Raw genomic sequence first — 12,542 nt, 5'->3', positions numbered from 1 at the left:
GCCGCCACTCTCTCAGCCCGGTCCCCACGGACGCGTCATCCCGCGGCGGAGGGCGCCTTCCTGCGTGCGTCGAGACGCGACATCGCCGGCGTCGCAGTGACGCCGTGCAAGATCACCGAGACGATGATCGTGAAGGCGACCGTGGACCACAGCCACGGCTCGTCCGGCACGTGCTCGTGCGTCACCGCGTAGCCGAGGTAGAACACCGAGCCCACGCCGCGCACCCCGAAGAACGCCACCGCGGCCATCTCCCCGCGGTCCAGCCCGCCCTTCTCCTGCTCGTCGCGGGCGAGCACCGCGAGGGCGAGGTAGCCGGCCACGGGCCGCACCACCAGCACGAGCGCCAGCGCTACCACCACGCCCCGCCAGTCCAGGTGCTCGAGCAGGCCCCGGGTCATCGCCATCCCCAGGACGAGCAGGACGAGCAGCGTCATGAGGCGCTCGAGGCGCTCGACCACGCCGTGCATGGCGCGGTGGTAGGCGTTGCCGCGGTCGGACGCGCGCAGCCGCATCGCGCACGCGAAGACCGCCAGGAAGCCGTAGCCGCCGACGAGCTCCGCGGCGCCGTACGACGCCAGCAGCGCGGCGACCGCGAGCAGGGGCTCACCTGCGTTGGCCAGCCGGAGGTCCTCGTTGCGCACGTGGAACGCCTGGCGACCGAGCAGCCAGCCGGCCCCGAGGCCCACGGCGAGGCCGATGGCGATCTTGCCGACGAGGTACCACCCGAGCCAGGTCCCGGCCTCGGCGAGGCCGAAGCCACCGGCCAGCAGGAGGAGGGCGAGGTGCACGAACGGGAAGGCGAGACCGTCGTTGAGGCCCGCCTCGGCGGTGAGGGAGAACCGGATGTCGTCGTCCTCCTCCGGCCCGTCGCCGTCGTCGGGTCGGTCGACGTCGTCGGTCAGCGGCTCACCGACCTGCACGTCGGAGGCCAGGACCGGGTCGGTGGGCGCGAGCACCGCACCCAGCAGGAGCGCGACTGCCGGTGCGAGCCCGGCGACCCACCACCCGAGCAGCATCGTGCCGAGGATGGTCAGCGGCATGGCGACCAGCAGCATCCGCCAGACCGGGGACCAGGTGCGCCACGACCGCCACGACCGCAGCTCGAGCACGCGGTCGATCGCCAGGCCCACGCCCATCAGGGAGACCAGGACGGTGAACTCCGCGACGTGGGTGATGAGCACGCGGTTGTCCTCGGGCTGGAGGCTCACGTCGTCCGCGAGCGGCAGCATCCCGATGGCCAGGCCGACGCCGACGAGCACCATCGGCGGCGACAGGGCCACCCGCCGGGTCACGTGCGGCAGGACCGTCGCGAGCAGCAGCGACAGTCCGAGGATGAGGTAGACGGCAGCTCCGGTCATCGCGGAGCCGCGCCGGTGGGGGAGGAGGGGGCGGGCACGACCCAAGCCTCCCAGTGCGCACCCAGTCCGGTCACCCCGTCGGGCGGGGCCGGGCGGGGAGGCGGCTCAGTGCGGGCGCCTGCCGTCGTGGGCCGCCTGGCTCTCGTCGATCGCCTGCTCGTAGGCCATGACCAGCCCGGCGATGGTCAGCGGCTTGAGGCGGTGGACGAACTCGCGCAGCTCCTCGGCCGTCCCGCCGCGCTCGCGGAAGTGCGGCCACACCATCGTGCGCACGATCTCCGACAGCTCCTGGGCGACCTGCCGGCCGTGGGCGGCGTACACCTCCGAGACGGCCGCGGCCGCCTCCGGCGAGATGCCCATGCCCGAGAGGCCGGCGGGCACGTCGACGTCGCGGTCGCCGGTGACCGGGGCCAGGAGGGAGAGGTGGCGCGCGATGTCCGAGGGGGTGGCGGTGTCGGGGATCTGCTCGACGTACTTCTCGATCGCCGACAGCGTGAAGCCGTGGCCCTGGAGCTCGCGGACCAGCTCGAGGCGGGCGACGTGGTCGGGGCCGTAGTAGCCCGAGCGGCCGCGACGCACGGGGGAGGGGACCAGGCCGCGCGAGGCGTAGAAGCGCACGTTGCGCGCGCTCACCCCGGTGCGCTCGGTCAGCTCGTCCAGCGTCAGCAGCTCGGTGTCCACGCGCCCATCCTCTCCTGCCGACCGCCCCGTCCTGCGTGACCCGGGACACACCTGTTGGACTGTGACAGTAATGGTGTCACAATCGCTGGCATGGCAGAAGCATTCGTCTACGACCACATCCGCACACCTCGCGGCCGCGGCAAGGCCGTCGGTTCGCTCCACGAGGTCAAGCCGGTGGACCTGGTCGTCGGACTCCTCGACGAGCTCAAGACCCGCAACCCCACGCTCGACCCGGCCCGCGTCGACGACGTCGTGCTCGGTGTCGTGACCCCGATCGGCGACCAGGGCGGCGACATCGCCAAGACCGCCGCGCTCAAGGCCGGCTATCCCGAGACCGTCGCCGGCGTGCAGCTGAACCGCTTCTGCGCCTCGGGCCTCGAGGCCGTCAACCAGGCCGCGCAGCGCGTGCGCTCGGGCTTCGAGGACCTCGTGATCGCCGGTGGCGTCGAGTCGATGAGCCGCGTGCCGATGGGCAGCGACGGCGGTGCCTGGGCGATGGACCCCGCCACCGCGCTCCAGACCGGCTTCGTGCCCCAGGGCATCGGCGCCGACCTGATCGCGACGATCGAGGGCTGGAACCGCCAGGACGTCGACGCGTACGCCGCCGAGTCCCACCACCGTGCCGCCAAGGCGTGGGCCAACGGCTACTTCGACGGCGCCGTCGTGCCGGTGAAGGACCTCAGCGGCGTCACCGTGCTCGACCGCGACGAGACCGTGCGTCCCGACACCTCCGTCGAGGGCCTGGCCGGCCTCAAGCCGTCCTTCGCCCAGATCGGGCGCGACGCGGGCTTCGACGACGTGGCGCTGGAGAAGTACCACTGGGTCCCCGCGATCGACCACGTGCACCACGCCGGCAACTCCTCGGGCATCGTCGACGGCGCGGCCGTGGTGGCGATCGGCACCGAGGAGATCGGTACGTCGCTGGGGCTGACGCCGCGGGCGCGGATCATCTCGACCGCCGTGTCGGGCGCCGACCCCACCATCATGCTCACCGGCCCGGCCCCCGCCGCCCGCAAGGCGCTCATTCGTGCCGGCCTGGAGGTCGACGACATCGACCTGTGGGAGATCAACGAGGCCTTCGCCGCCGTCGCGATGCGCTTCATGCGCGACATGGGCATCAGCCACGAGGTCACCAACGTCAACGGCGGCGCCATCGCGATGGGCCACCCCCTCGGGGCCACCGGCGCGATGATCCTCGGCACCCTGGTCGACGAGCTCGCCCGCCGCGACCAGAAGCGCGGCCTGGCCACGCTGTGCGTCGGCGGCGGCATGGGGATCGCGACGATCGTCGAGCTGGTCTGACCTGCCCGACCCCCGCCGGGCCGCCCCTGATGGTGGCGGCACATCACAGCCGGCACACACCTGAACGTGCAATGTGCCGCCACCCCGGGCGGCGCGAAGGAGAAGGCGACGCATGAGCACCACCGACACCCAGACCGCGGTCCGCTACGACCGCGACGCCGACGGCATCGTCACCCTGACCCTCGACGACCCGACCGCCAGCGCCAACACCATGAACGAGCTCTACCAGTCGTCGATGGAGGCGGCCGTCCAGCGCCTCTACGCCGAGGCCGACGACGTCACCGGTGTGGTCCTGGCCAGTGCGAAGAAGACCTTCTTCGCCGGCGGCAACCTCAAGAACATGATGCAGGCGACGCCCGACGACGCCGACGAGATCTTCGCGATGGGCGAGGCGGTCAAGTCCAGCCTGCGCCGCCTCGAGACCTTCCCGCGCCCGGTGGTCGCCGCCATCAACGGCGCCGCCCTCGGCGGTGGCCTCGAGATCGCGCTGGCGGCCAACCGCCGCATCGCCGTCGACGATCGCTCGGTGAAGATCGGCCTGCCCGAGTCGACGCTGGGCCTGCTGCCCGGCGGCGGCGGGGTCACCCGCGTCGTACGCATGCTCGGGCTCCAGTCCGCGCTCATGGACGTGCTGATGCCCGGCACCCAGTTCGACCCGCAGGGGGCGCTGGCCAAGGGCCTCGTCGACGAGCTCGTGCCGACCCGCGAGGAGCTGGTGCCCGCGGCGAAGGCGTGGATCCTCGAGCACCGCGGCGACGTGGACGCAGCGACGAACCCGTGGGACCGCGCGGGCTACAAGATGCCGGGCGGCACGCCGAAGACGCCGGCGCTGGCGCAGTTCCTGCCGGCCTTCCCCGCACTGCTGCGCAAGCAGACCAAGGGCGCGATCTACCCCGCGCCGCGCGCGATCATGAGCGCCGCGGTCGAGGGCGCGCAGGTCGACTTCGACACCGCCTCGCGCATCGAGAGCCGCTACTTCACCAACCTGGTCGTCAACCAGCAGGCCAAGAACATGATCCAGGCCTTCTTCTTCGACCTCCAGGCCATCAACTCCGGCTCGCTGCGCCCGCAGGGCATCGAGCGCTGGCAGGCCACCAAGGTCGGCGTCCTCGGCGCCGGGATGATGGGCGCCGGGATCGCCTACTCCTGCGCCCGCGCCGGCATGCAGGTCGTGCTCAAGGACGTCACGCTCGAGGCGGCCGAGAAGGGCAAGGCCTACACCGAGAAGCTCAACGTCAAGGGGATCTCGCGCGGCAAGCTCACCGAGGCCAAGGCCGCCGAGCTGCTCGGCCGGATCACCCCGACCGCCGCACCCGAGGACCTCGCCGGCTGTGACCTGGTGATCGAGGCCGTCTTCGAGGACCCGACGCTCAAGGCGAAGGTGTTCGCCGAGGTGACGCCGTACGTCGACCCGGACGCGCTGCTGTGCTCCAACACCTCGACGCTGCCGATCACGGAGCTCGCGACCGGCATCGAGCGCCCGGCCGACTTCATCGGCCTGCACTTCTTCAGCCCGGTCGACAAGATGCCGCTGGTCGAGATCATCCGCGGCGCCGAGACCTCCGACCTCGCGCTCGCCAAGGCGTACGACGTCGTGCAGCAGATCCGCAAGACGCCGATCGTGGTCAACGACTCGCGCGGCTTCTACACCTCGCGCGTCATCGGCACCCAGATCAACGAGGGCCTCGCGATGCTCGCCGAGGGCGTGCACCCGGTGTCGCTGGAGCGCGCCGCGACGTCGGCGGGCTTCCCCGTCGGGCCGCTGCAGATCAGCGACGAGCTCAACATGGAGCTGATGGCGAAGATCCGCAAGGCCACCGAGGACGCCGCCGAGCGCGAGGGCGTCGACCTGGGCGCCTATCCCGCCGGTGAGGTCATCTCGACGATGATCGGCCTCGGCCGGCCGTCGCGGCTCAAGGGCGCGGGCTTCTACGACTACGACGAGGACGGCCGGCGTACGACGCTGTGGTCCGGGCTCGCGGAGACCTTCCCCGTCGCCGAGCAGCAGCTCCCGATCCGCGACGTGCGCGACCGGATGCTCTTCATCGAGGCCCTCGAGACCGCGAAGTGCTTCGAGGAGGGCGTCATCACCTCCGCCGCGGCGGCCAACATCGGCTCGATCATGGGCATCGGCTTCCCGGCGCTCACCGGTGGTGCGGCGCAGTTCATGACCGGGTGGCAGGCGCTCGACGAGACCGGCCACGGCGTCGGTCCCATCGGGCTGGACGCCTTCCTGGCCCGCGCCGACGAGCTGGCCGACGCCTACGGCGAGCGCTTCCGCCCCACGGCGTACCTCCGCGAGCTGGCGGCGAAGGGCGAGGGCTTCCCCGCCTGAGGCTCGTCGGTTTGGCGCTGTAACGCCGGGTTAAGGGCTGTACCCACCCTGATATATCCGGGTGGGTACAAGCACCAACCCGGCGTTACAGCGGCCGCCAGCTCTGGCAAAGCACCCGCACGGAGGCCGCCGGTCGGGGAGGATGGGTCGGTGACCCAGCCCCCCGCGGTCGTCGTGCGCGACCTCCACGTCCGCTTCGGTGACGTCGAGGCCGTCTCGGGTGTCGACCTCACCGCCGACAGCGGTCGCGCGACCGCCCTGCTCGGTCGCAACGGCGCCGGCAAGTCGACGACGATGAAGGTCCTTGCCGGGGTCGTGCCGCCCACCTCCGGCGTGGTCACGGTCGCCGGCCGCGACGCCGCCACCGACGCCCTCGGCGTGAAGCGCGTCGTGGGCTACTGCCCCGACGTCGGCGGCCTCGTGCCGCGCGCCACCCCCTGGGAGCACCTGCAGCTCAGCGCCCGGCTGCGCCGGATGGACGCGTGGGAGGAGCGCGGACGCGACCTGCTGGAGCGCTTCGAGCTCGGCGACGTCGCCCACCGCGTCGTCGGCGGGTTCAGCCACGGCATGAGCCGCCGGCTCAGCGTCGTCCTGGCGGCGCTGCACGAGCCCTCCGTCCTGCTGCTGGACGAGCCGTTCGACGGCGTCGACCCCCTCGGCGTCGAGGCGACCCTCGAGGTCGTCGCCGATGCCCGGGCCCGTGGCGCCTGCGTCCTGCTCTCCACCCACCTGCGCGACCTCGCCCTCGAGGCCTGCGGTGACGCCGTCGTGCTCCGCGGCGGCAACCGCGTCGCCGCGATGGAGGCGGCCGACCTCACCGGCGAGGCCTACCGTGCGCTCCTCGACTGAGCCCCGACGCGACGGCTGGGCCGACGCCGCCCGCGACACCGCGCACCTCGTCGGCTTCCGCGCCCGGACCGTACGCCGACCCGGTGCCGCCGTGCTCGGCGCTCTGGTCGGACTCGGCCTCACCGTCGTCTTCGCGCTCGCGCCGGCGGCCTTCGACGCGGGCGCCCTCGACCAGCCCGCCCTGACCCGCGCCGTCGACACCCTGCGCGACAACCTCGGCGGGGCGTTCGTCGGAGTCCTGCTGCTGGCCGTCAGCTCCTCGATGAGCAGCGGCGGTGGTCGCGAGCTGCTGTCGCGCAGCGAGGCCGCGATCCACCCCGTCAGTCCCGTGACCGAGCACCTCGGTGCGCTGCTGCTCGCCCCTCTCAACCTCGCGTGGCTGGTCCAGATGTGGGCGCTGCTCGCGGTCACCGCGCTCGTGACGCCCGCCGACCGGCTGCTCGGCGCGCAGGTGGTCGTGCTGTCGTGGGTGCTGGCCGCCACCGCGCTCGGTCAGGCGGTCGGCTGGGCGGCGGAGGGCGTACGCCGTACGACCCACGGTGTCGTCACCGTCCGCGTGGTCGCGGGCGTGGTCGTCGTCGCGCTCGCCGGCCTGCACCTGGCCGGCGCGCTCGGCCCCGTCGTCCGGGCGTTGCCGACGACGTGGGTCGCCGAGACCGCGCAGACCTCGTCCTGGCCGCTGGCGGTCGCCGTGCTGCTCGGCCTGTTCGCCGCCGCCGTCGCCCTCGGCGCCCGGCCCGCCGCGTGGGCCCTCGGGCTCCCACCGCGCGAGGAGCTGCGCGTGCAGTCCGGAGTGCACGAGGCCCGGCACGCTCCCGAACCGCGCTGGGACTCGCCCGAACGGGCGCTGCTGCGCCGCCTCGACCGGGGCTCGGTGTGGCGCTCCGTCGGCATGCGCCGCGGGCTCGTCGTGCTGGGCCTCGGACCCGGCCTGGTCGCACTCGTGGCGGGTCTGCAGTGGAGCTCGGTGATGCTCCTCCCCGGCCTGACCGCCAGCGGCGCCGCGCTGCTCTTCGGGGTCAACGCCTGGTGCCTCGACGGCAAGGGCATGGTGTGGCGCGAGACCCTGCCGGTCTCCGCGCGCGACGTGTTCGACGTACGCGCCCTCGTGGTCCTCGAGTGCATGGCTGCCGTGTCGGCGACGACGGTCGTGATGGCCCTGCTGCGCAACGGCCCGCCGCCGCTCGTGGTCGGCGTCAGCGTCGCGGCGTGCTGGCTCGTGGTGCTCGTGCAGGTGCTCGCGATCGTCATGTCGTGGTCGGTCCGCTCGCCCTACTCCGCCGATCTCTCCTCGTCCCGCGCGACGCCCGCGCCGCACGCCGCGATGGCCGGCTACGCCGGGAAGCTCTCCCTCGTCACCACCCTCACCGGGATGGTCTTCACCACCGTCTCCACCGGACCCTGGGCGTGGCTGCCCGCCGTCCTCGCACTCCCCTTCCTCGCCTGGTCGACCTGGCGGTTGCTCCGCGCCCGCCGGCGCTGGCTCGCGCCGGCCGAGCGGGCTCGGGTGGTGCTGACGGTCGCTGCCGTGTGACCGTCGCGCGACCCGACCAGCGTATGCCGCGGGCGGGGTAGTCCACCGGGTTCTGGCTGTCGGGTCCTGGTAGTCCACCGGCTTGTGGTCCCCGGCCGGACTGTCCGGCGACCAGTTCCCGGTGGACTACCCGGACGGGACGACACTCACAAAAAGTCAGGCTTGACTGTTTGTTTGTACGACGGCAGGCTGGCCCCGTGACCTCCCAGGCCCAGACGACCCGTGTCCCGCAGGCGGACCGGACGCGTGCGATGCGGGCGCGGCTGCTGGAGGCGACGGTGGAGCTGCTGGTGGAGCGCGGGTTCACCGGCACGTCGACCACGCTCGTCTCCGAGCGGGCGGGCGTGAGCCGCGGGGCGCAGCTGCACCACTTCCCGACGAAGAACGACCTCGTCGTCGCGGCCGTCGAGCACCTCACGGAGCTGCGCGGCGCCGAGCTGGCCGACGCGGTGGCGCAGCTGCCGACCGGCAAGCGGCGTACGCGCGCGGTCGTGGAGATGCTGGGCGACCACTTCGCCTCGCCGGTCTTCACCGCGGCGCTCGAGCTGTGGGTCGCGGCCCGCACCGACGAGGCCCTCCTCGCGGCGGTCTCGCCGCTCGAGCAGCGCGTGGGGCGCGAGACGCACCGCCTCACCGTCACCGCGCTCGGCGCCGACGAGTCGCGCCCCGGCGTGCGCGAGCTGGTGCAGGCCACCCTCGACCTGGTGCGCGGGCTGGGCCTGGCCGCCACGATCACCGACGACTCCGCCCGCCGTCGCCGCATCCTCCGGGAGTGGGCCGACGTGCTCGACAAGGAACTGGCAGGGAACCCGACATGACCGACGTGCTGACCCAGGTGCTCGACGACCTCGCGGCGGAGGGTGACCGACTCGAGGCGCTCGTCGCCCGCCTCGACGAGGCCGGCTGGCACACGCCGACCCCCGCGCCCGGCTGGGACGTCGCGACCCAGGTCGCCCACCTGGCCTGGACCGACGAGGTCGCCGTCAAGGCCGCCACCGACAAGGACGCATGGGATTCCGTGGTCCTCGGTGCGATCGCCGACCCGGAGGGGTACGTCGACGCCCAGGCGCTGGCGCTCGCCCAGGACGACGACCTGCTCGGCCGCTGGCGCCGCGCCCGTGCCGACCTCCGCACCGCGCTCGTCGCGATGCCGAAGGGCGAGAAGATGCCGTGGTTCGGCCCGCCGATGTCGGCCACGTCGATGGCCACCGCGCGGCTGATGGAGACCTGGGCGCACAGCCTCGACGTCCACGAGGGCCTCGGCGCGCCCGTCGAGGACACCGACCGGATCCGCCACGTCGCCCACCTCGGCGTACGCACCCGCAACTTCGCCTACTCCGTGCACGGCCTCGACGCCCCGGCCGAGGAGTTCCGCATCGACCTCGTCGCGCCGTCGGGCGAGGTCTGGAGCTGGGGCCAGGAGGACGCGTCGCAGACCGTGACCGGCAGCGCGGGCGACTTCTGCCGCCTCGTGACCCAGCGGGTCCACCGCGCCGACACCGACCTCGTGGCCACCGGCGCCGACGCCGACCGCTGGCTCGACATCGCCCAGGCCTTCGCCGGCCAGCCGGGCGAGGGACGGGCGCCGCGATGAGCGAGGGTCTCGTGACAGGACGTCGTCCTTCCTCGACCAGTGGGAGCGTCAGGATCGGCAACTGCTCCGGCTTCTACGGCGACCGGCTCAGCGCGATGCGCGAGATGCTCGAGGGGGGCGAGCTGGACGTCCTCACCGGCGACTACCTCGCCGAGCTCACCATGCTCATCCTCGGCAGGGACCAGCTCAAGGACCCGACCCTCGGCTACGCCCGCACCTTCGTCCGCCAGCTCGAGGACTGCCTCGGCCTCGCGCTCGAGAAGAAGGTGAAGATCGTCGCCAACGCCGGCGGCCTCAACCCTGCCGGCCTCGCCGACAAGGTCCGCGAGGTCGCCCGGGCTCTCGGCCTCGACCCGCAGGTCGCCCACGTCGAGGGCGACGACGTACGCCACCTCGCCAGCCAGAGCGGATGGGACAACGCCCTCACCGCCAACGCCTACCTCGGCGGCTTCGGCATCGCAGCGGCCCTGAGCGGCAGCGCCGACGTCGTGGTCACCGGCCGCGTCACCGACGCCTCGCTCGTCGTCGGCCCGGCGGTCGCGCACCACGGCTGGACGCCGGAGTCGTACGACGCTCTGGCGGGCGCGGTCGTCGCGGGGCACGTCATCGAGTGCGGCACCCAGGCAACCGGCGGCAACTTCAGCGGCTTCCTGGCCCTGCCCGACCGGCAGCGGCCGCTGGGCTTCCCGGTCGCGGAGGTGGCGGCCGACGGCTCGAGCGTCATCACCAAGCATGCCGGCACCGGTGGCGCGGTCACCCTCGACACCGTCACCGCGCAGCTGGTCTACGAGATCCAGTCCACCCGCTACCTCGGCCCGGACGTCACCGTCCACCTCGACTCGGTGCGCCTCGAGCAGGAGTCCGGGGACCGCGTCGCGATCAGTGGCGTGGTCGGCGAGGCGCCACCGGAGCGCCTGAAGGTCTGCGTCAACGAGCTCGGCGGCTGGCGCAACAGCCTCGAGCTCGTGCTGACCGGCCTCGACGTCGAGGCGAAGGCGGCGTGGGTGAAGGACCAGCTCGCGCCCCGCCTGACCGCGGCCGAGGTCACCTGGTCCGACGTACGCGTCCCGCCGGTCGACGCCGACACCGAGGAGTCGGCCTCGACCCTGCTGCGGTGCACGGTGAAGGACCCCTCGCCCGACCCGGTCGGTCGCGCCTTCACCTCCGCCGCCGTCGAGCTCGCGCTGGGCTCCTACCCCGGCTTCACCATGACGGCCCCGCCCGCCGCGGCCACGCCCTACGGCGTCTACCGCGCGGCGTACGTCGACCGCGCCGACGTCACGCACACCGTCGTCCATGCCGACGGCCACCACGAGGTGGTCGCCGAGCCGACGTCCTTCACGCCTGCGCAGGAGGCGCCCGGCGCCCGCCCGTCGCCGTACCCCGCCCGCACCGACTCGTTGACGCACCGCGTGCCGCTCGGCACCTTCGTCCACGCCCGCTCGGGAGACAAGGGCGGTGACGCCAACATCGGCCTCTGGGTGGCGCACGACGGCGTCGACCGCGAGACCTACGACGCCCGCGTGCAGTGGCTGTTCAAGGTGATGTCGCCGCGTGGCATCGGTGCGCTCCTGCCGGAGGCCGCCGACCTCGACGTCGACGTGTGGCTGCTGCCCCACCTCGGCGCGGTCAACCTCGTCGTCCACGGCCTGCTCGGTGAGGGGGTCGCGGCGTCGACGCGCTTCGACCCGCAGGCCAAGGGGCTGGCGGAGTTCCTGCGGTCGCGGCTGGTGTCGATCGAGGTGAGCCTGACATGAGCGATGTGCGTGACGCGTTGCGCGCCACCGCGGCGGAGTTCGTCCGCCGCGAGGTCGCGCCGCACCTGCAGGACTGGGAGGACGCCGGTGAGATACCGCGCGCGCTGCACCGCACGGCCGGCGGGCTGGGGCTGATCGGCGTCGGCTTCGCCGAGGACGTCGGCGGCAGCGGCGGCGACCTGCTCGACTCGGTCGCGATGCAGGAGGCGATGTTCGACGCCGGTGCGTCCAGCGGGCTGATGGCCGGCCTCTTCACCGCCGGGATCGCGTTGCCACACATCGCGGCGAGCGGCGACACCGACCTCGTCGACCGGTTCGTACGCCCCACGCTGGCCGGCGAGCTCATCGGCTCGCTCGCGATCACCGAGCCCGGCGGCGGCTCCGACGTCGCCCGGATCACCACCCGCGCCGAGCGGGACGGCGACCACTACGTCGTCAACGGCGCCAAGACGTTCATCACCTCGGGCGTGCGTGCCGACTTCGTCACCGCCGCCGTGCGCACCGGAGGCCCGGGCCACGGCGGGATCTCGCTGCTGGTCATCGAGAAGGGCACGCCCGGCTTCACCGTCGACCGCGCGCTGCGCAAGATGGGCTGGCACTGCTCCGACACCGCCGAGCTGTCCTTCGTCGACGTACGCGTCCCGGTGGCCAACCTCGTCGGCGACGAGGGCGCCGGGTTCGGGCAGATCGCCGAGCAGTTCGTCGTGGAGCGGATCGCGCTGGCGGTGCACGGCTACGGCATCGCCGCACGCTCGCTCGACCTCGCCGCGGCGTACGCCCGCGACCGGCACACGTTCGGGCGTCCGCTGATCGACAACCAGACCGTCCAGCACACGCTGGTCGAGATGCGCCGCCAGGTCGAGGTCGCGCGCACCTACACGCACGCCGTCGCCGCACGTCATGTCGCGGGCGAGTTCGTCGTCGCCGAGGCGTGCCTGGCCAAGCAGACGGCGGTGGACTGCGCGGCCTACGTCTGCGACCGGGCAGTCCAGGTGTTCGGCGGCTCCGGATACATGCACGGGACCGAGGTGGAGCGGCACTTCCGCGACGCCCGGATCCTGCCGATCGGAGGCGGCGCCGACGAGGTGCTGCGCGACCTGACGGCGAAATTGATGGGTTATGCCTGATGAGA

General features: G+C 73.0%; 10 protein-coding genes. 8 read left to right on the top strand and 2 right to left on the bottom strand.

Going from position 1 to position 12,542, the window contains the following annotated elements; translation table 11 throughout:
- Positions 1–35: 35 nt before the first annotated feature.
- Together CFI00_RS22500 and CFI00_RS22495 are read right to left on the bottom strand one after the other, a co-directional pair.
- A complete protein-coding gene (locus CFI00_RS22500; RefSeq protein ID WP_207083160.1) occupies positions 36–1,358 on the bottom strand; it encodes a cation:proton antiporter in 1,323 nt (440 codons plus the stop codon).
- Between the two features lie 105 nt (positions 1,359–1,463).
- A complete protein-coding gene (locus tag CFI00_RS22495) occupies positions 1,464–2,039 on the bottom strand; it encodes a helix-turn-helix domain-containing protein (protein WP_207083159.1) in 576 nt (191 codons plus the stop codon).
- Between the two features lie 90 nt (positions 2,040–2,129).
- Here CFI00_RS22495 and CFI00_RS22490 point away from each other — a divergent pair, with 90 nt between their 5' ends.
- From CFI00_RS22490 to CFI00_RS22455, 8 genes are all read left to right on the top strand, one after another.
- On the top strand, positions 2,130–3,341 hold the full coding sequence (locus CFI00_RS22490; protein WP_207083158.1) for an acetyl-CoA C-acetyltransferase: 1,212 nt from the start codon (positions 2,130–2,132) through the stop codon (positions 3,339–3,341).
- Positions 3,342–3,453: 112 nt separating this feature from the next.
- Complete coding sequence (locus CFI00_RS22485) at positions 3,454–5,676, top strand: 3-hydroxyacyl-CoA dehydrogenase NAD-binding domain-containing protein (RefSeq protein ID WP_207083157.1); 2,223 nt, start codon at positions 3,454–3,456, stop codon at positions 5,674–5,676.
- Positions 5,677–5,826: 150 nt separating this feature from the next.
- Positions 5,827–6,525 carry an ABC transporter ATP-binding protein gene (locus tag CFI00_RS22480; protein ID WP_207083156.1) on the top strand — a complete coding sequence of 233 codons (699 nt, stop codon included), beginning with the start codon at positions 5,827–5,829 and terminating at the stop codon, positions 6,523–6,525.
- Positions 6,509–8,059, top strand: a complete 1,551-nt coding sequence (locus CFI00_RS22475) for a hypothetical protein (RefSeq protein WP_207083155.1) — start codon at positions 6,509–6,511, stop codon at positions 8,057–8,059. Before CFI00_RS22480 ends, CFI00_RS22475 begins: the two co-directional genes overlap by 17 nt.
- A gap of 197 nt (positions 8,060–8,256) precedes the next feature.
- A complete protein-coding gene (locus CFI00_RS22470; RefSeq protein WP_347401889.1) occupies positions 8,257–8,877 on the top strand; it encodes a TetR/AcrR family transcriptional regulator in 621 nt (206 codons plus the stop codon).
- The gene (locus CFI00_RS22465) at positions 8,874–9,653 is read left to right on the top strand and encodes a TIGR03084 family metal-binding protein (protein ID WP_207083154.1); all 780 of its coding nucleotides are present in this window, start codon (positions 8,874–8,876) and stop codon (positions 9,651–9,653) included. Before CFI00_RS22470 ends, CFI00_RS22465 begins: the two co-directional genes overlap by 4 nt.
- Complete coding sequence (locus CFI00_RS22460) at positions 9,650–11,410, top strand: acyclic terpene utilization AtuA family protein (RefSeq protein ID WP_207083153.1); 1,761 nt, start codon at positions 9,650–9,652, stop codon at positions 11,408–11,410. The genes CFI00_RS22465 and CFI00_RS22460 overlap by 4 nt, the downstream gene beginning before the upstream one ends.
- Complete coding sequence (locus tag CFI00_RS22455) at positions 11,407–12,537, top strand: acyl-CoA dehydrogenase family protein (protein WP_207083152.1); 1,131 nt, start codon at positions 11,407–11,409, stop codon at positions 12,535–12,537. Before CFI00_RS22460 ends, CFI00_RS22455 begins: the two co-directional genes overlap by 4 nt.
- The last annotated feature ends 5 nt before the right edge of the window (positions 12,538–12,542 follow it).

Source organism: Nocardioides sp. S5 (assembly GCF_017310035.1).
Taxonomy (GTDB): domain Bacteria; phylum Actinomycetota; class Actinomycetes; order Propionibacteriales; family Nocardioidaceae; genus Nocardioides.
Note: the sequence above shows the minus strand (reverse complement) of the source record. Positions and strands in the feature narration are given on the sequence as shown.